The sequence below is a fragment of the Streptomyces sp. NBC_01515 genome (genome assembly GCF_045040345.1).
Lineage (GTDB): Bacteria > Actinomycetota > Actinomycetes > Streptomycetales > Streptomycetaceae > Streptomyces.
Genome location: NZ_CP109416.1, coordinates 1043959 through 1063551, shown reverse-complemented (window position 1 = coordinate 1063551; position 19593 = coordinate 1043959). Strand labels below are relative to the sequence as shown.

Below are 19593 nucleotides of genomic sequence, written 5' to 3'. Positions count from 1 at the left end.
ACCTTAGATCGCGTGTTCGCGGGCGCGCCGAGCCGCCTCACGGACCGGACCGGTGTGCAGCTGGCCGTGGCCGGGCAACAGGGTTTCGGCGTCCAGCGCTTCGAGGATGTCCAGCGAGGCCACGGCACGCTCGCGTTCGTGATGGAACATGTCGGGCAGCAGCTGCGGGCCCTTGATCCGGGAGGTCGGGTGGCCGCTCACCAGGGCGTCCCCGGAGATCACGATCCCGCTGTCCGGGAGGTGGAAGACGCAGTGCCCGCCGGTGTGGCCGGGGGTGTGCACGGGGACGGGCCGACCGGGCAGGTCGAGCGGGCCGCCCGCGCCCGGGAACGCCTCGGCCGAGGCGACGGGATGCTGCTCGGTGCCTCCGGCGCGGATCGTGTGCACCATCCAGGGCAGGACACCCGGACGCCAGACGTTCTTCAGCACGTCCCCGACGGTCACCTGCTGCAGGAACTCCCGGCGGGCGTGCGGTACTTCGGCCTCGTGCAGCAGCACGGGCGTGCCGTAGGCGCTGTGCAGGTACTCCGCCGACCCGAGGTGGTCGTTGTGGGCGTGGGTGATCAGCACCGCCGTGACGGCCTTCGGTGAACTCCCCACCTGCTCAAGGGAGTCGAGCACCAGGGGACGGTCCCCGGGGTACCCGGTGTCCACCAGCGTGACCGCGTCGCCGTCCGTGAGGATCACCCAGTTGGTGTTGCTGCCGTGCACCAGATAGGTGCCGTCCGCGACTTGGCGTACATCTGCCCGCATGATCGTCCCTCGTGAGGTGGTGCCCCGTACGAGGACAGCCAACCAGACGCGGATGACCTCGGCTCGTGCGGGGGAGTGCGAGGGGAGTGCGGGGGAAACCGCCTCCGGCGCCGTCCGCCGGGGGCGGCCCCCGCGTGCGTCCGAAGCGGCCGCCTCTCCGCCTCAGTGCACGCCGTGCGGGCGGAACTGCACGCTGATGCGCGGTCCCGCGGCGCGAGTGGTCTTGGGGACGCAGTGCTCCCAGGTCCGCTGACAGGAGCCGCCCATCACGATCAGGTCGCCGTGCCCGAGCGGGCGCCGCACCGACTCGCCGCCGCGCACGGGTCGCAGCAGCAGGTCGCGGGGCGCGCCCACGGAGAGGATCGCCACCATCGTGTCCTCGCGGGCACCCCGCCCGATCCGGTCCCCGTGCCAGGCGACACTGTCCCGGCCGTCGCGGTAGTAGCAGAGCCCGGATGTGGTGAAGGGTTCGCCCAACTCCCGTGCGTAGTACGCCGAGAGCGCGTCCCGGGCCTCGGCCAGCACCGGGTGGGGGAGCGTGTCGGCCGCGCCGTAGTAGGCGAGCAGTCGCGGTACGGCGACGACCTGGTCGTACATCTGACGGCGCTCGGCGCGCCACGGCACCTCGGCGGCCAGCTCCTCGAACAGCGCGTCGGCGCCGCCGAGCCACCCGGGCAGCACGTCGATCCAGGCGCCGAGCCCCAGTGCCGTACGGCGTGTCCCGTCGAGGGGGCCGAGGCGGAGCTGGTCGGTCTGGTCGAAGAGGGAGCCCTGGAGGTGGTGCGCGGTCATGGGACCAGCGTACCCCTTATTCGAATATCTGTTCCCATTCGAACTCCGCTCTTTCGATACATCGGTGTATCGGATACATTCGCGTATCGACTGGAGGTCCGGGCATGGTGACTGAGGTGACGCCCAAGCGTGTGACCAGGCGCCGTGTCCGCACACGGGCGAACCTCCTGGCCGCCGCGTTCGCGGTGTTCGCCGCCAAGGGATACGGCCGGGTCTCCATCGAGGAGGTCTGCGAAGCCGCCGGCTACAGCAGAGGCGCCTTCTACTCGAACTTCGACAGCCTGGACGAGCTGTTCTTCGCCCTCTACCAGGAGCGGGCCGAGCTGATCGCGGACCAGGTGTCCGAGGCCTTCGCCCTCGACGGGCCGGACCTCGATGTACCGGCCGCTGTGGACCGCGTCACCGACGTGCTCCTCCTCGACCTGGACTGGCTCCTGGTCAAGACGGACTTCCTGGTGCACGCGGCCCGGGACCCGGCCGTCGCGCAGAGCCTGCTCGACCACCGGGCGCGACTGCGCGCGGTGATCGCCGATCGGCTCGCCCTGGCGGCCGGCCGGTTCGGACTGCCCACTGTGCTCAACCATGTCGACAGCGCCGCGTACGCGGTGATCGCCGCGTACGACGGAGTCACCACTCAACTGCTGCTGGACAAGGACGTGGAGCACGCCCGTGTCTGGCTCAAGCAACTGCTCACCGCGCTGCTGACGGACGGCAGTAACACCCCTGAATGACAACCCACTTGTGAATGACCCCACTTGAGAAGGGCAACGTCGCCATGGATGCGGACGTCATCGTCGTCGGAGCCGGGCTGGCCGGTCTGGTCGCGGCCCATGAACTGACCAGCCGGGGACGCCGGGTCGCGCTCGTCGACCAGGAGAACGCCAACAACCTCGGCGGACAGGCCTTCTGGTCCTTCGGCGGACTGTTCCTCGTCGACTCGCCGGAACAGCGCCGCCTCGGCATCAAGGACTCCTTCGACCTGGCCTGGAACGACTGGCAGGGCAGCGCCGGCTTCGACCGCGTCGACGACGAGGACTCGTGGGCGGTGCGCTGGGCGCGCGCCTACGTCGAGTTCGCGGCCGGCGAGAAGCGGACCTGGCTCGACGGGCACGGCATCAAGCTGCTGCCCACGGTCGGCTGGGCGGAACGCGGCGACCTGCGCGCCCACGGCCACGGCAACTCCGTCCCGCGCTTCCACGTCACCTGGGGCACCGGCACCGGAGTCGTCGAACCCTTCGTGAACTACGCCAGGCAGGCCGCCCGCGACGGACTGCTCACCTTCTACTACCGCCACCAGGTGGACGAGTTGGTGGTCGAGGAGGGCGAGGCGCGCGGCGTCCGCGGCACGGTCCTCGCCGAGGACAACGCGGCCCGGGGCGTCACCTCCAGCCGCGAGGCGATCGGCGCGTTCGAACTCACCGCGCAGGCCGTCGTCGTCACCACCGGCGGCATCGGCGCCAACCACGACATCGTCCGCGAGTACTGGCCCGAGCGCCTGGGCACCCCGCCCGCCGAGATGGTCACCGGCGTCCCGGCCTACGTCGACGGGCGCATGCTCGACATCAGCGCCGAGGCGGGCGTACGACTCGTCAACCGCGACCGCATGTGGCACTACACCGAGGGCCTGCAGAACTGGGACCCGGTCTGGCCAGGACACGGCATCCGCATCCTGCCCGGCCCGTCGTCCCTGTGGTTCGACGCCCTCGGCCGCCGCCTCCCCGACCCGTGCCTGCCGGGCTACGACACCCTCAACACCCTCAAGTACCTGCGCACCACCGAGGACTTGGCCGAGCACGACCACTCCTGGTTCATCCTCACCCAGAAGATCATCGAGAAGGAGTTCGCGCTGTCGGGCTCCGAGCAGAACCCCGACATCACCGCCAAGGACAAGAAGGCGGTCCTGCGCGACCGGCTCCTCGGCAAGGGTGCCCCGGGTCCGGTGGACGCCTTCCTGCGCAAGGGCGCGGACTTCGTGACCGCCGGGAACCTTGAGCAACTGGTCGAGAAGATGAACCAGTTGACCGACAAGCCCCTCCTTGACGCGGCCGTGGTACGGCGCCAGATCGAGGCCCGCGACCTCCAGATGGCCAACCCCTACAGCAAGGACTCCCAGGTCCAGGGCATCCGCAACGCCCGCCGCTACATCGGCGACCGCCTGGGCCGTGTGGCCACCCCGCACCGCATCCTGGACCCGGCGGCCGGCCCCCTGATCGGCGTCAAGCTGCACGTCCTGACCCGCAAGACGCTCGGCGGCATCCAAACGGACCTGGACTCACGGGCGTTGGCCGCCGACGGCAAGCCGATCGGCGGGTTGTACGCGGCGGGCGAGGTCGCCGGCTTCGGCGGCGGGGGCGTCCACGGATACAACGCGCTCGAAGGCACGTTCCTGGGTGGCTGCCTCTTCTCGGGCCGGGCGGCGGGACGCGCGGCGGCGAAGCAGACGGCCTAGCGGTACGTGGTCGGCCCCGCGGCCCGTCTCCTCACCCCTCCAGGAGGCGGGCCAGCACCGAGGCGTGACTCCGCTCCGGCGACCTGACCGCCGTCACCAGCGTCACCGGCCCCATACGGACCAAGTTCCGCAAGGTGTGCAGGAGTTGAGCCGCCTCGGGCTCGGCGAGCTCGGCCTCGTAGCGGCTGCTGAACTCGTCGAAGTCGCCCTCGCCCGCGTGGTACCAGCGGCGCAGCTCGGTCGACGGGGTGATCTCCTTGGGCCACTCGTCGACCCGGGCCGCGTCCTTGGACAGACCACGCGGCCACAGTCGGTCGACCATGACGCGCACACCGTCCTGCGGCTCGGGCGGATCGTAGACACGACGCACACGGACGGTCACGGGCGGGCTCCCTCGGGTGGCGGTGGTGCGGTGAGCCTACGGTGTGCGTCCTGAAGCCGCGTCCGTCACTACGTCGTCCGGCGGAACCGCCATGCCGACGACCGGCGCCCACGCGCCGTCGCCGACATGGCAGTCGTTGCCCGATGCGGCACGAACCGTCCGGTTCAGAAGGCGTGTGCCATCAGTTCCGCGAACAGCGCGTGCTCGTCGACGTCGAGGCCCCGGGAGCGGAACCAGCCGCAGATGTTGGCGCAGTCGCGCTGGAGGTAGGTCATTCCGTTGAGGTTGCCGACCAGGTCGACGATCTGTGGCAGGTCGATGATGACCAGCCGCTCGCCCGCCGCCAGGATGTTGTACGCCGAGAGGTCACCGTGCACGAGGCCGTTCTGCACCATCACCGCGAGCGCGTCGGTGAGTTGCTCGAAGTACGCCGCCAGCAGTTCGGGTGAGGGGCGGGTCTGGGCGAGCCGAGGCGCGGTCTGGACAGTGCCGTCCTCGTCGACGACGGTGATCCACTCCATCAGGATCTCGGTGCCGTCGATCTGCACCGGGTAGGGGACCGGCAGCCCGAGGTTCCAGAGCCGTACCAGCGCGGCCCATTCGGACACCGCCCACTCGCCGGCCGCGACCTGCCGGCCGAAGGCGCTCTTCCGTTTCAGGGCACGCTCGTCGCGTGAGCGCTTCACCGAGCGGCCCTCGGTGTAGGACGCGGTGCGGTGGAAGGTCCGGTGCTCGGGGGAGCGGTACCGCTTGGCCGCCATGACGACCCCGGGGGCGGGGTCGCGCGGGTCGGCGCGCTCGACGAGGTGGACGTCGGCCTCCTTGCCGGTCTTGAGGACGCCGAGTTCGGTGTCGATCGCGCCCTGCGAGGTCACCACCCAGTCCGGGAGCGGCTCAGGGCCTCGGCTCAGGGGTTCGACGCGGAGCCAGGTCGACCAGCGCTGGCCGTCGGCGAGGTCGTCGTAGGGGCGGAAGTCGAAGACGAACCGGTCGTCGATGTCGTCCGGTACCGCGTTGCCCGGCGGCGGGACGTGGCGGTAGGGAGCGGTGCTGAAGTCGTCAGGAAACGCCGGGAGTTGAGGGTGCTGAGGGTGCTGCGGGACATCGTTGCGAGACATCGCTGGGGGTGCTCCATGAGGTGAGAGGGAGGCGGTCGGCGGGCAGGCCGAGGACAGTCGTGTTCACGGTCGCGCCTCCTCTCGTGGAGCACCGGGCGGCTCCCGGTCGCCCGCCCATGGTGAGGGGCGGGTACGGGGAGCGGCAACCGAATTAAGTCGGCCCGCGTCGAGCGGCCGCAGCAGTGCCGCAGCAGTGCCGCAGGTTTCCGGAGTGCTCCTCCGTACCGGACTTGTCCCGGCTCTGTGGGCCGGCGGAGGTCGGGTGGGCGATGGCCGGACCCAGGTGCTCGTCGCCGTCCAGCAGCGTGCGGTCATCGCCCGGGTCGACTCGCGTCGCCCGTCCGGCGTCAACCCGCGCACACAGCAACGGAGTTCTGCTAGCGGCCCTTCCGTACGAGGTCGGTGATGCGCTCGCCCTCGCCGATCGTGAGGGGGCCGGTCGACTCCGTGGGGTCGCCGACGCCCAGCGCGACCGCCAGCGTGCGGCCGTGGAGGTCGAGGGTGGCCTCGGTCAGGGTGGTGAGATCGGCTACGGCGGAGCGGGCGCGGGCCCATCCGGTCAGGCCGATGCCCGCGGCGATCAGGGCGGCGGGCCACCACACCACGGTGAGTACGAGGTAGGGCAGGGCCCAGGTTCCGGTGGCGACCGCGGCGGCGAACGCCGAGTGCGCGGCGGTGAGTTCGGTGCGTGCGGCGTCGGGGAGGACCAGCCAGAGCCGGGACCAGCCGTAGGCCAGGTCGAGTCCGTAGCGGTGGTAAGCGATCGACTCCACGGCGTGGATCCGGTCGCCCATCCAGGTCGGCCTGCCCGGTTCGGCCATGGCCAGCCGGGTGACACGGTCGGCCACGGCGTCGATCCGGTCCTGCTGCTCGCGGGTGGGGGTGCCCGGACTCGCGGCTTCGAGCGCCCGGCGTTCCTCCACGAGTTGGTGCCACCGCGCACGCCGACGCGCCGTCCGCGCCGCCGCGACCGCGAGGAACGGGCGGGGCCACGGCCCAAGCCAGACGCGCCGGGTGACTCCGGCCAGCGCCTGTACGACGAAGCCCACACCGGAGGCGGCCGCCAGTACGGCCACGACGAGCAGTGCCTGCGCCCCGCTCGGCAGGTCCCTGACCGTGTCGGCGGTGTTCTCGATCCGCCGGGCGGCCAACGCTACGTTCCACGCGTCGGCATGGCCGAGGTTGACGGCCAGCCACACCGCGCCGAGGAAGAACGCACCGGGCAGCACCAGCAGGCTGATCCACCGGTCGGCGAGCGTCTTGGCCAACTGCTCGAAGAAACCGCCCACGTGCGCTACCCCCGTTCCAGGGGCCGGCCCATGACGGCGCAGCGTGGGATCGCGCCCGCCGGGAGCGGTACCGCCGTCCGGTCGCAGGCGCCGTCCGGGCAGCGGAAGGTCTCCTGACGGGCGAAGCCCGGCCCGGATCCCGGCAGCCCCGTCGAGAGCGTGCGCAGGGTGGTCTCACGGTCGGTGTTCAGCAACTGGCCCAGCAGGGCGAGCACCGGACGCCGGGCCCGTGCCTCGGCCACGATCCGGCGCAGCAGTTCCTGACGTTCCGCGGAGTGGAGCCCGGTCTCGCCGATCAGCGCCTCGAACTCCTGGCACAACGTGGTCAGGGCCGATCGTTCGGCGTCCACCGGGGCTCCTCCTTCCGCCAGTCGGCCGATAGTCTCATGGGCGATGTCCTCCTTCCACCAGCCCGATCCGGAGCTGCTGAACCAGCAGGCGGTCGACCTGCTGAACCGGGCCACCAGGGCCGGTGACACGGCACAACTGGGCACCTGCGTCTCGTTGTTCCAGGAGGTCGTCGCCCTCACACCGCTCCACCATCCACGCCGCGCCACCCGTCTGTACAACCTCGCCGAGTCCCATCGGGCGCTGTACGCCCTGACGGGGCAGGAGTTCGACGCCGACCGGTCGATCGGCATCGGGCGAGAGGCCGTGGCCGCCCTCCACCACGGCGACCCGAACTCCGCACTGATCCTGGGCAACCTCAGCGCCACCCATCTCCTGCGGTTCCAGCGGATCGGGCACCCGCACGACCTGGACGGGGTAGTCGAGTTCGGGGAACGGACTGTTGGCGTGCCCGGCGCCAACCCGAACATCGCGTTCCACCTGACCACCCTCGGCACGGGTTACCTGCTGCGGTTCCAGAGAACAGGGCAGCTCGCGGATCTGGACCGTTCCATCGACATCGGTGAGCGGGTGATGGCTGTCGCCCCCGCCGATTCGCCTCACCGGACGACAGCCTTGTCCGATCTCGCCTCGGGCTACTTGCTGCGCTTCGAGCGGACGGGTCAGCTCTCGGATCTGGACCGTTCCATCTACAGAGGCGAGCAGGTGATCGTTGTCGCCTCCGCCGATTTTCCCCACCGGCCGACGACCCTGACCAATCTCGCCACGGGCTACTTGCTGCGGTTCGCGCGGACCGGGATCACCTCGGATCTGGACCGTTCCATCGGCAGTGGTGAGCGGCTGATGGCTGTCGCCCCCGTCGATTCCCCCCACCGCGCGACGACCTCGACCAACCTCGGGAACGCCTACTTGCTGCGGTTCGAGCAGACCCGGCAGGTCTCGGATCTGGACCGTTCCATCGGCAACGGTGAGCGGGCGATGGCGGTCACTCCCGCCGACTCCCCTCACCGGCCGACGATCCTGACCAACCTCGCCATGGGCTACCTGCGGCGGTTCGAGGGAACAGGGCAGCTCGCGGATCTGGACCGTTCCATCGACAGTGGCGAGCAGGCGATGGCTGTCACCCCGGTCGACTCCCCTCACCTGGGGACGACCCTGACCAACCTCGCCACCTCCTACTGGGCACGGTTCGGGCGGGCGGGCCGTCCGGCGGACCTGGAACGTTCCATCGGCTTCGGGGAACAGGCCACCGCCGACACCGGAAACCCGCACCGCACGACCGCCCTGTCCAACCTCGCCGCCGCCTACGCCGACCGCTTCGAGCGGACCGGGAACCTGGCCGACCTGGACCGGGGGATCGGCCACTACGAACAGGCGGTGGCCGCCACTCCGGACAACGCCTTCGACGGCGCCACCTACGTGTCCAACCTCGGCATGGCGTACCACGCGCGGTTCGAACGGCTCGGGCGGGAAGCCGACTTGGACCGGGCCATCGGCCACCTCGATCGTGCCGCCGCCGCGGCGCCCCGGGGGCACCGCGAGTTCGCGACGATCCTGTCCAACCTCGGCATCGTGTACGGGACGCGGTTCGAGCGGCTGGGTGACGTTGCCGATCTGGACCGGGCCGTCACGCACAACGAACAGGCCGTGGCCGCCACGCCCGAGGGCCACCCGGATCTCGCCCACCGACTGTCCAACCTGGGCACCGCGTACGACGCGCGGTCCGACCGGAAGGGGGACCTGGCCGATGTGCACCGGGCCGTGGAGAGCCTGGAACGCGCCGTCGCCGTCACACCGGCCGATCACCCCTTCCGCGCGATGGCCCTGTCCAATCTGGCGACGACCCTGCGAGGGCGGTTCGAGCGGCTGGGTGACGTGGCCGACCTGGACCGTTCCATCGCGCATCACGAACAGGCCGTGGCCACCACGCCCGACGACCACCCGAACCGGGCCATGCACCTGTCCAACCTCAGCGTCGCCCACTGGTCCCGGCTCACCCGCACCGGAGACGTGTCCGACCTGGACGCGGCCATCGACGCCGCGAGACGGGCGGTGGCCGCCACGCCGGACGACCACCCGGACCGTCCGATGCGCCTGAACAACCTCGGCACCGCCCTCCAGCAGCGGTTCGAGCACAGCGGCAGCCTTCACGACCTGGACCGTTCCATCGCGCATCACGAAGAGGCCGTGGCCGCCACGCCCGACGACCACCCGAACCGGGCGATGCACTTGTCCAACCTCGGAACCGCCTACCAGGCGCGGTCCCGCAGGACCGGCGACGCCGACCTCGACAACGCCATCGACCACACGCTCCAGGCGCTCGCGGCCACCCCCGCCGACCACCCCGACCGACTGCTGCGCCGGTACAACCTCGGACGGTCCTATCAGGCACGGTACGAGCGCTCGGGCGATCCGGCCGACCTGGACCGCGCGGTCGACCTGGCGCGCGAGACGGCCGACGCCGTCCCGGCGGACGATCCGGTCCGCGCGCAGCATCTGTTCAACCTCGGCAACACCCACCGGCTACGGTTCCAGCGGACCGGCGACCCGTCCGACCTCGACCGCGCCGTCGACGCCGCGGAACGGACCGTCACGGCAACCCCCGTCGACCATCCCCGGCGGGCCTCACGCATCTACCTCCTCGCGATCTGTCACACCAGGAGGTGGGACACCGGCAGCGCCGTCGACCGGCCGCGGATCATCCGGCTCGCGGAGGAGGCGCTCGCGGCCACGACATCGCCCCCGCTCGACCGGCTCCGCGCCTGCTGGGCGGTCGGCCGGCTCGCCTACGTACTGGACGAACCGCACACCGCCCGGCTGCTGTTCGACACGGCGGTGGAACTGCTGCCGTTGGTCGCGGCACGGGAGACCTCGGCGACGGACCACGAGTACCGCCTCGGCGCGAACCACGGACTGGTCGGCGAGACGATCGCCGTGCACTGTGCCCTCGACGATCCGGGCGGCGCGGTCCAGGCCGCCGAGCTGGGCCGGTCGATCCTGCTGACGTCCCGGCTGGCGCTGCGGACACCCCTCGGCGACCTCGAAGCCGAACACCCGGCACTGGCCGGCCGGTTGAGCCGGGTGCGCGATGCCCTCAACGCGCCGGATCCCCCGGCCATGGCCACGCCCGACGGTCAGGACGTCGACCATGTCGACCGGCGCAAACGGCTGTGGGCCGAGCACGACGCCGTACTGGCGGAGATCCGCGGCCTGCCGGGCTTGGACCGGTTCCTGCTCCCGCAGAGGTGGACCCGGCTGCGGCCGACCGGCGCCGGTGAGGCGGTCGTGCTGCTCAACGCCGGCCTGCAGCGGTGCGACGCCGTCATCGTCACCGCCGACGGGCCCCTGCTGCCGGTGCCACTGCCCGAACTGCGCTTGTCCGACGTCGAGTTGTGGGCCGCCGAGCTGACGGAGGCGACGCACAACGCGGGCTCGTTCACCGGCGAGCTGCGCTGCCAACGGGTGCTGACGGAGCTGCTCGGCCGGCTGTGGGACACGACGGTCGAGCCGGTCCTCGATGCGATCCAGGACCGGCTCCGCCCGGACGGCGGAGTACTGCCCCGCGTGTGGTGGATGCCGACCGGACCGCTCGCGCTGCTGCCGCTGCACGCGGCCGGACACCCCGGTGCCGCCGGGGCGCTGGACCGGGTGATCTCGTCGTACACGCCCACGATGCGCACCCTGGCCCGTGCGCAAGGACGCCCCGCCGCGACGGCCCAGCGCCGGCTCACGGTCGCCCTCGACCGGACCCCGGGTCTGCCGGACCTGCCGGCCACGGCCGCCGAGGCGGCGAACCTGCACGCCGCCCACCCCGACATGCCGCTCCTCACCAACGAGCAGGCAACGGCTCCCCGGGTGACCGGGGCGCTCCCCAGGGCGAGTTGGGCCCACTTCGCCTGCCACGCGGGCACCGACCCCGACGCGCCGTCCGAGGGCGGGCTCCACCTCCACGACGGTGTGCTGTCCATCGCGGAGATCGGCCGCCTCGACCTCCACGAGGCCGAACTGGCCTACCTGTCCGCGTGTTCCACCGGCCACGTCGGACGACGGCACGCGGACGAGTCCATCCACCTCGCCTCGGCCTTCCAACTGGCCGGCTTCCGGCACGTCGTAGCGAGCCTCTGGCCACTGGCCGACCACGTGGCGGCCACCGCGGCCGACCACTTCTACCGACTGATGCCGGACACGCCGTCCGCCGACGACTCGGCGACCGCACTCCACCGCGTCATCCGAAACCTGCGCACCGAACACTCCGGCCGACCACATCTGTGGGCGTCCCTGATCCACAGCGGGCCGTAGCCCGAACCGGGGCTGAACTCGGCGGCGGCTGCGGGATGTTCACCACCGTGCCCGTGATCGCGTCCTAGTTCTCCCGTGGCGCCAGGCTCCGCACCACATCGAACTCGTTGCCCTCGGGATCGGCCATGACCACCCAGTCCCGGTCCGGGCCCCGGCCCACATCAGCCGTGGTGGCGCCGAGGCCGAGCAGCCTGGTCACCTCGTCCTCCGTGCTGCCGTCGATCGGGCTGACGTCGAGGTGGAGGCGGTTCTTGACGGAATATCAGTTCATGAACTCTCCTTGGCGACGCGGCATTTGGCGCGTGCCGTGCCGTAGGGGGAGGTCGCATGGATGCCGACGTGATCGTCGTGGGAGCCGGTCCGACCGGTCTGATGCTGGCGTGCGAACTGCGCCTGGCCGGGGTGCGCCCGCTGGTGCTGGAGCGTCAGTCGCACCGCCGGGACACCGCGAAGGCCGGCGGCCTCGGCGGGCGGATCCTGGAACTGCTGCGCCACCGGGGCCTGTTGGAGCGATGCGAGGCCGCTTGCACCGGTCCAGTCCCGGCGCCCCGGTTCCCGTTCGGCGGCATCCATCTCGATCTGACCCGGCTCGCCGATCCTCCGCTGCACGCCCTGCCCCTTCCGCAACAGCGGCTCGAAGACGTGCTCGCCGAACGCGCCGCTGAACTCGGTGTCGAGATCCGCCGCGGACACCAGGTGTCCGAGGTCGTCCAGGACCCGGCGGCGGTGACCGCGGAGGTGCTCGGCCCGGACGGGCCGTACCGGGTGACGGCCCGGTACCTCGCGGGCTGCGACGGCGCCCGCAGCCGGATCCGCGACGGAGCGGGAATCGCCTTCCCCGGCACCACCTATCCGGAGGTCAACCGGCTGGCCCAGGTCACCTTTCCTGACACGGTGACCGTGCTCGGCAACGGGGATCTCGACGTCGTCGGATACGGAACGGTCCCCGGCGGCTTCACGCGAACGGACCGCGGTCTCCTGGGCGTTGGCGCATCGCCCGACTCACCCGTGGTCTCCCTCTTCACCACCGAGGACACCACCGAGGACGAGGCCGACGAGTACGACGACGACATCCCGATGTCCCTGACCGAGTTCCAGGACAGCCTCCGTCGCGTCCTGGGCACGGATCTCCCCGTGCGCGAGGCGATCCGGCTGTCGCGGTTCACCTTCAAGGCCCGGCAGGCCGCGCAGTACCGAAAAGGGCGGATCCTGCTGGCCGGTGACGCGGCGCACCTGTTCCCGGCGACCGGCGTGGCGATCAACGCCGGCATGCTCGACGCGGTCAACCTGGCCTGGAAGCTGGCCGCCCACCTCCACGGCCGGGCCCCCGACGGTCTGTTGGACACCTACCACGACGAACGGCACCCCGCCGGCGCGCGCACCATGCTGCACACCCAGGCCCAAGTAGCGCTGCGGCGCGGCACCGACCCGGCCGCCGAGGCACTCCGCGAGGTCTTCCAGGAACTGCTCGCCGACGAGCAGCCGCAGCGCCGCCTGGGGGCGTTCATCGCGGGCACCGACATCCGCTACCCGATGCCCGGACCTCCCGGCCACCACCCGCTGGCCGGAGCCTTCGTCGCCGACCTCACCCTGCACAGCGACCGGGGAACGACCGGCGTCGGCGACCTCCTGCACACCGCACGACCCCTCCTCCTGGACTTGGCCGACCGCGAGGATCTCCGCCGGGCGGCCGGAAGTTGGCGTTCCCGCGTCGACGTCCACACCGCCAAGACCGACGACCGCCCCGCCGACGCCATCCTCATCCGGCCCGACGCGCACATCGCCTGGGCCGCGGCCGTCGACGAGTGCCCCGACGACTCCGTACCGGCGCTGCGCGACGCGCTCACCCGCTGGTTCGGCGACCCTGAGAGCGACGTCTGACGTCCCCGCCCGCCTCAGAGAGAAAGCGATCGCAGATGCCACCCGTTCCCGCCGACCCGACCCTGCTGCATCCGATGCCGGACCAGCCCCGGGTCGTACTCCTCAAGCCACTGGTGACCTCACCGCTGATCGAGGTCGGGGAGTTCACGTACTACGACGATCCCGACGACCCGACGGCCTTCGAGACCCGCAACGTCCTCTACCACTACGGGCCCGAGAAGCTCGTCATCGGGAAGTTCTGCGCACTGGGCGAGGGCGTGCGGTTCATCATGAACGGCGCCAACCACCGGATGGACGGCCCCTCGACGTTCCCCTTCCCGATCATGGGCGGTTCCTGGGCCGACCACTTCGACCTCATCACCGGTCTGCCCGGACGGGGCGACACCACGGTGGGCAACGACGTCTGGTTCGGCTACGGCACCATGGTGATGCCCGGCGTCCGCATCGGTCACGGAGCGATCATCGCCTCCGGCTCCGTCGTGGTCGACGACGTCCCCGACTACGGCATCGTCGGCGGCAACCCCGCACGGCTGCTGCGCCGCCGCTACGACGACGCCGACATCGAGCGCCTCCTCGCGCTGGCCTGGTGGGACTGGCCGTTGCCGCACCTCACCGACCATCTCCGCACGGTCATGTCCGGCGCCGTCGACGACCTGGAGGCCGTAGCACCCGCCCCCGCACCGCACTGAGAATCGAGCCGCCAGCGCGACCAGTTCATCGGGGCCTTCCTTCGTGGATACCCCGGCCTTCAGGCCGGGGTAGGAAACGAAGCTCCTGCGAAGCAGGGCAGGAGGAGTCGGTTCGCCGCTGGGGCGGACCGGCGCCCACCGTCCGATACCCGCCTCTCACACGGGAGTTGATAGAGTGTGAGGTATGGCGGAGCAGGTTAAGCGGGCGTTCAGGTACCGCTTCTACCCCACGGACGAGCAGGCGGCGGAGCTGTCGCGCACGTTCGGCTGTGTCCGCTTGGTGTACAACAAGGCGCTGGAGGAGCGCACCCGGGCCTGGTACGGCGAGCAGCGCCGGATCTCCTACGTGCAGTCGTCCGCCGCGCTCACCCAGTGGAAGAAGACCGAGGAACTGGCCTTCCTGGCGGAGGTGTCCTCGGTTCCGCTCCAGCAGGCGCTGCGTCATCTTCAGGCGGCGTTCGCCCACTTCTTTGCCAAGCGTGCGAAGTATCCGCGCTACAAGTCGCGGAAGAAGTCCCGTGCGTCGGCCGAGTACACCCGCAGCGCCTTCACCTGGCGCGAAGGACAGCTCACGCTGGCCAAGATGGCGGAGCCTTTGGACATCCGCTGGTCGCGCCCCCTGCCTGAAGGTGCGGAGCCGACCACGGTGAGCGTGTCCCGCGATGCGGTGGGCCGCTGGTTCGTGTCCCTGCTGTGCGAGGACACGATCGCCCCGGCTCCCGCCATGAACACAGCGGTCGGCCTGGACGCTGGGATCACCTCCCTGGTGACCCTGTCCACCGGGGAGAAGATCGCCAATCCGAAGCACGAGCGGCGGGATCGCGCCCGTCTGGCCCGCGCGCAGCGGGAGCTGTCGCGCAAGGCCAAGGGCTCTGCGAACCGGGAAAAGGCCCGCCGCAAGGTGGCCCGCGTGCATGCGCGGATCGCTGACCGGCGCCGCGACTTCCTGCACAAACTGACCTCGCGCATCGTCCACGAGAACCAAGTGGTCGTGATCGAGGACCTGACCGTCCGCAACCTGCTGAAGAACGGCACGCTCGCGCGCGCCGTCTCCGATGCGGCCTGGACGGACCTGCGCTCCATGCTGGAGTACAAGTGTGCCTGGTACGGGCGGGAACTCGTCGTGATCGACCGCTTCTTCCCCAGCTCGAAGCTGTGCGGAAGCTGCGGCACGGTCCGCGGGAAACTGTCGCTGAACGTCCGTGAGTGGACGTGCGAGCACTGCGGTGCCGTGCATGACCGCGACGTGAACGCGGCACGCAACATCCTGGCCGCCGGGCTGGCGGCAGCAGCCTGTGGAGACGGTGTAAGACCTCAACGGGAGTCCTCCCGGACGGGGCAGTCGTCGGTGAAGCAGGAACCCCAGCGGGCGACCGCTGGAATCCCCCGCCTTTAGGCGGGGGAGGAAGTCAACTGCGCGGCATTGTCGGAGCCCGCGACGTCGCTCACCCTCGGCAAGGACTGAGCGTCAGGCCGGTGGTCGGGTGAGTTTGGCGGCGACGGCGTCGAGGACCCAGTCCAGGCCGGTCGCGAAGGATGTCTCGGCGTCCACGTCGGTGCCGTCGTGCACCGCTTTGGCCAGTGCCGGGAAGAGGCCCGTGGCCAGCATGCTCGTCACATGCGGGCCGTGGGCGCGCTGCCAGTCGCGCTTGGAGAGGCCGGTGGCGCGCTCGGTCCGCAGGTTCGCGATCTCGCGTCTGATCGCGCCGGTGGAGTAGGCGCTGATGGTCTCCACGGCACGCATGACGGTGTCGATGTCGGCGAGGCCGTCGAGGGCGGACAGCGTCGCCTCGGTCACGGCGAGGCCGTTCGGGCCCAGGGTCGGGCGGCCGCCGAGCAGGTCGGCCAGCCATGGGTGACGGAGAGCGGTCCGCCTGGTGCGGTGGGCGAGGACACGCAGCGCCTCCCGCCAGTCACCGGGCTGCTCCTCGGGGAGGATCTCGGCCTGGACCTCGTCCACCATGAGGTCGAACAGCTCCTCCTTGGTGGCGATGTAGCCGTACAGCCGCATCGGGCCGGCTTCCAGCCGGGCGGCGACCTTGCGCAACGACACCGCTTCCAGTCCGCCCTCGTCGGCCAGCGCGATCGCGGCGGCGACGATCCGCTCCCGGTCCAGCGGCACGGGGCGAGTCGGCGGCTCCGGCCTGTCCCACACAGTCATGACCACATCGTACTGTTGCGATGCGCCGTATCGAGTCAATACAGTGTATCGGCATGAGACTTCGCATCGCTGTCGTCGGGGGCGGCCCCGCCGGCCTCACCTTCGCCCGTGTCCTGCACCGCCATGGCCACGCTGCCGCCGTCCTCGAAGGCGATCCTGGCCCCGACGCCCGTCCTCCTGGCGGCGCGCTGGACCTGCACGAAGGGCTGGGCCAGCTCGCGCTGGAGAAGGCGGGGCTGGTGGCGGAGTTCGAGGCGCTGTCCCGTCCCGAGGGGCAGGCCATGCGCATCCTGGACACCGACGGGACCGTGCTGCGCGACTGGCGGCCCCGTCCGGACGACCGGGCCAACCCCGAGATCGACCGCGGGCAACTCCGTGACCTGCTGCTCGGCCCGCTCGACGTCGAGTGGGGTCGGAGCGTGACGCGGGTGGTGCCGGGGGCCCGGGACGGTGGCGTACAGGTCCATTTCGCGGACGGACGACAGGATACGTACGACCTCGTGGTCGGCGCGGACGGCGCCTGGTCCCGGGTCCGCCCGGCCGTCTCGTCGGTGACGCCGCACTACACCGGCGTCACCTCGATCGAGACCTCCCTCGACGACGTCGACACCCGCCACTCCGACCTCGCCCGGTTGATCGGCGACGGTTCTGTGGCTGTGTACGGCGTGAACCGAAGCCTCGTCGCCCAGCGCAACAGCGGCGGGCACGTGAAGGTGTACACGAGATTCCGCGCGCCGCTGGACTGGCACACGGACCTGGACCTGGCCGACGTCGAGGCCGTGCGATCGCGTCTGCTGGCTCTGTTCGACGGCTGGGCCGCTCCCGTCCTCGACCTCCTGCGCCACGGCACCGCGTTCGTCCACCGCCCCTTGCACGTCCTGCCCGTGTCCCACACCTGGACCCACGTCCCCGGGGTCACGCTGCTCGGCGACGCCGCCCACCTGATGCCCCCCTTGGGCGCGGGCGCGAACCTCGCGATGCTGGAAGGCGCCGAACTCGCCGAGTCCATCGCCACCGACCCCGAAGATCTGGACGAGGCCGTCCGCGCCTTCGAGGAACAGATGTGGGCACGGGCCGGCAGGTGGGCGAAGATCACGACAGCCGGTCTGGAACGCCTCGTGAGCCCGGACCCCGCCGAAGCCCTCGCCGTCTTCGACCAGGTCCAGCCGACCTGAACGCTAGGCGCGCGAGCATCAGAACCCACCACTTCCTCGTCCGTGACGCGACACGGTCCGAGGCGAAGTGGCGGGCGCCTGCGGGCGATTGCGCCGGCGCATGGGTAGTGTCCGCCCCGATGCACCGGGCCTGCGGTACCGCGGTCCGCCAGAGGGAGGATCACCATGGCCGAGCGTGGGCACGGGGCCGTAGCGGACGAGGGGTCCGCGGCGGGGCCGCCGGAGGCTCGCCGGGCGAGTGCGCGGGAGACCGTGCGGCTCGCGGTGGTGATCGGGGCTCTCGGGGTGGTCTTCGGCGACATCGGGACCAGCCCGATCTACACCCTCCAGACCGTGTTCAGCCCGAGCGACCCGCACCCGGTCCCGGTCAGCACGCAGAACGTGTACGGGGTGGTGTCGCTGGTCTTCTGGTCGGTGATGGTCATCGTCACGGTCACCTATGTACTGCTGGCGATGCGCGCCGACAACGAGGGTGAGGGCGGCATCATGGCGCTCATCACGCTGGTGCGGCAGTGGAGTTCGCAGCGGGGGCGGCGAGCCGCCGTAGTGCTGACCGGACTTGGCATCTTCGGCGCGTCGCTGTTCTTCGGCGACAGCATGATCACCCCGGCGATCTCGGTGCTGTCCGCGGTCGAGGGGCTCAAGGTCGTCGAACCGTCGCTGGACGACGCGGTCGTGCCCATCACCGCGGTGATCATCGTGTTGCTGTTCCTGGTCCAGCGGCGGGGGACCGCGGCGGTGGGGCGGGTGTTCGGGCCGGTCATGATCCTGTGGTTCGTGGCCATCGGCGCGTGCGGCGTCGTGGCCATCGCCGATCACCCGGCCATCCTCCGCGCGCTGTGGCCGAGTTACGCCCTGGGCTTCCTCTTCGGCCACTTCGGCACCGCCTTCTTCGCGCTCGCCGCGGTCGTGCTCGCGGTCACCGGCGCGGAGGCCCTCTACGCGGACATGGGGCACTTCGGCCGCCGGGCCATCACCCGCGCCTGGATGTTCCTCGTCTTCCCCGCCTGCGTCCTGAGCTACCTCGGCCAGGGCGCGCTGATCCTCGACGACCCGGCCAACATCAGCAGCCCGTTCTTCCTGCTCGTGCCGGACTGGGGACGCTGGCCGATGGTCCTGCTGGCCACGGCGGCCACGGTGATCGCCTCCCAGGCCGTGATCACCGGCGCGTACTCGGTCGCCTCGCAGGCGGCCCAACTCGGGTACCTCCCGAGGCTGCGGATCGCGCACACCTCCGAATCCACCATCGGCCAGATCTACGTCCCCTGGATCAACTGGCTGTTGATGGTCTCGGTCCTCACCCTCGTCTTCGCCTTCCGCAGCTCCGCTGCCCTGGCCTTCGCGTTCGGCATGGCGGTCACCGGCACCATCACCATCACGACCTTGTTGTTCTTCTACGTCGCCCGCGCGAAGTGGGGCACGCCTCTCTGGCTCATCGCGACCGGCGCGACCCTGCTGCTCTCCGTGGACCTGCTGTTCGTGGCGGCCAACCTGACCAAGCTCGTCCACGGCGCGTGGCTGCCGCTGCTGATCGGCATCACCGCGTTCACCGTCATGACGACCTGGCAGCGTGGCCGCGAGGTCGTCACCGCGGAACGCGCGGAACACGAGGGCTCGTTGCGCGAGTTCGTCGACCAACTCCGCAGCGGGGAACGGCCGGTGCTCCAGGTCCCCGGTACGGCGGTGTTCCTCAACCGGGGCAAGCGGACGGCGCCCCTGGCCATGCGCGCCAACGTGGAACACAACCACGTACGGCACGAGCAGGTCGTGATCCTCTCCATCGAGACCGAACCCGTGCCCCGTGTCCCGGCCGACCGGCGGATCGTCGTCGACGGCCTCGGCTACGCCGACGACGGGATCATCCACGTCACCGCCCGGTTCGGCTACATGGAGACACCGGATGTGCCCGCCACACTGGCGATGCTCGACCCGTCCGACACCGAGGGGCCGCTTCTCCTCGACCAGGCGTCCTACTTCCTGTCGACGATCGACCTACGGCGTGGCCCCGCCCCGACGATGGCCCCCTGGCGCAAACGGCTGTTCATCGCCACGTCCCACATCACGGCCGACGCCGCCGAACACTTCGGCCTGCCCCGCGACCGGACGATCATCATGGGCTGGCACATCGAGGTGTAGGCATGCCTGTGGTCTACGGCCCGTCGCACCACGGGAGTTGAGCGCGGGCGACGCCATTCATGGCCGCGGCGCACACGCGCCGCGGCCATGAATGGCTCATGGTTCCTGGTGGCCGGCGGTT

At 70.8% G+C, this 19593-nt stretch carries 15 protein-coding genes and 1 pseudogene; 8 read left to right on the top strand and 8 right to left on the bottom strand.

The window, feature by feature from the left end:
* Nucleotides 1-3: 3 nt before the first annotated feature.
* Together OG407_RS04415 and OG407_RS04410 are read right to left on the bottom strand one after the other, a co-directional pair.
* Nucleotides 4-753: an MBL fold metallo-hydrolase gene (locus OG407_RS04415; protein ID WP_405855174.1), complete on the bottom strand. Its 750-nt coding sequence runs from the start codon at nt 751-753 to the stop codon at nt 4-6.
* Nucleotides 754-915: 162 nt separating this feature from the next.
* Entirely contained in the window at nt 916-1545 is a 630-nt protein-coding gene (locus OG407_RS04410) for an alpha-ketoglutarate-dependent dioxygenase AlkB (RefSeq protein ID WP_405855172.1), read from the bottom strand.
* 104 nt (nt 1546-1649) lie between these two features.
* Between OG407_RS04410 and OG407_RS04405 the strand changes: the two genes are divergently transcribed.
* Entirely contained in the window at nt 1650-2276 is a 627-nt protein-coding gene (locus OG407_RS04405; protein WP_405855170.1) for a TetR/AcrR family transcriptional regulator, read from the top strand.
* A gap of 44 nt (nt 2277-2320) precedes the next feature.
* Nucleotides 2321-3994, top strand: coding sequence for an FAD-binding dehydrogenase (locus OG407_RS04400; protein WP_405868275.1), 1674 nt, complete (start codon nt 2321-2323; stop codon nt 3992-3994).
* A 31-nt stretch (nt 3995-4025) separates the two neighbouring features.
* Here OG407_RS04400 and OG407_RS04395 read toward each other — a convergent pair whose 3' ends face one another.
* The 4 genes from OG407_RS04395 to OG407_RS04380 form a co-directional block, all read right to left on the bottom strand.
* Entirely contained in the window at nt 4026-4376 is a 351-nt protein-coding gene (locus tag OG407_RS04395; RefSeq protein WP_405855169.1) for a DUF488 domain-containing protein, read from the bottom strand.
* Between the two features lie 164 nt (nt 4377-4540).
* Nucleotides 4541-5494 carry a serine protein kinase RIO gene (locus OG407_RS04390; RefSeq protein ID WP_405855167.1) on the bottom strand — a complete coding sequence of 318 codons (954 nt, stop codon included), beginning with the start codon at nt 5492-5494 and terminating at the stop codon, nt 4541-4543.
* Nucleotides 5495-5871: 377 nt separating this feature from the next.
* Nucleotides 5872-6783, bottom strand: a complete 912-nt coding sequence (locus OG407_RS04385) for a hypothetical protein (RefSeq protein ID WP_405855165.1) — start codon at nt 6781-6783, stop codon at nt 5872-5874.
* Nucleotides 6784-6788: 5 nt separating this feature from the next.
* Nucleotides 6789-7133 carry a hypothetical protein gene (locus OG407_RS04380; protein WP_327406418.1) on the bottom strand — a complete coding sequence of 115 codons (345 nt, stop codon included), beginning with the start codon at nt 7131-7133 and terminating at the stop codon, nt 6789-6791.
* Between the two features lie 43 nt (nt 7134-7176).
* On the opposite strand from OG407_RS04380, the gene OG407_RS04375 reads away from it, so the two are divergent.
* A complete protein-coding gene (locus OG407_RS04375) occupies nt 7177-11430 on the top strand; it encodes a CHAT domain-containing protein (RefSeq protein ID WP_405855163.1) in 4254 nt (1417 codons plus the stop codon).
* 64 nt (nt 11431-11494) lie between these two features.
* Here the strand turns inward: OG407_RS04375 and OG407_RS04370 are convergent.
* Nucleotides 11495-11689: pseudogene (locus OG407_RS04370) on the bottom strand (VOC family protein); the annotation flags it as partial.
* A gap of 68 nt (nt 11690-11757) precedes the next feature.
* Here OG407_RS04370 and OG407_RS04365 point away from each other — a divergent pair.
* From OG407_RS04365 to OG407_RS04355, 3 genes are all read left to right on the top strand, one after another.
* Nucleotides 11758-13311, top strand: coding sequence for an FAD-dependent monooxygenase (locus OG407_RS04365; protein WP_405855161.1), 1554 nt, complete (start codon nt 11758-11760; stop codon nt 13309-13311).
* Between the two features lie 35 nt (nt 13312-13346).
* Entirely contained in the window at nt 13347-14000 is a 654-nt protein-coding gene (locus OG407_RS04360; protein WP_405855160.1) for a CatB-related O-acetyltransferase, read from the top strand.
* Nucleotides 14001-14184: 184 nt separating this feature from the next.
* Nucleotides 14185-15396, top strand: a complete 1212-nt coding sequence (locus OG407_RS04355) for an RNA-guided endonuclease InsQ/TnpB family protein (protein WP_405855158.1) — start codon at nt 14185-14187, stop codon at nt 15394-15396.
* A 72-nt stretch (nt 15397-15468) separates the two neighbouring features.
* On the opposite strand, the gene OG407_RS04350 is transcribed toward OG407_RS04355, so the two are convergent.
* Nucleotides 15469-16161, bottom strand: a complete 693-nt coding sequence (locus tag OG407_RS04350) for a TetR/AcrR family transcriptional regulator (protein WP_405855156.1) — start codon at nt 16159-16161, stop codon at nt 15469-15471.
* 53 nt (nt 16162-16214) lie between these two features.
* On the opposite strand from OG407_RS04350, the gene OG407_RS04345 reads away from it, so the two are divergent.
* Nucleotides 16215-17336, top strand: a complete 1122-nt coding sequence (locus tag OG407_RS04345; RefSeq protein WP_405855154.1) for an FAD-dependent oxidoreductase — start codon at nt 16215-16217, stop codon at nt 17334-17336.
* Between the two features lie 165 nt (nt 17337-17501).
* The gene (locus tag OG407_RS04340; protein ID WP_405855152.1) at nt 17502-19472 is read left to right on the top strand and encodes a potassium transporter Kup; all 1971 of its coding nucleotides are present in this window, start codon (nt 17502-17504) and stop codon (nt 19470-19472) included.
* The last annotated feature ends 121 nt before the right edge of the window (nt 19473-19593 follow it).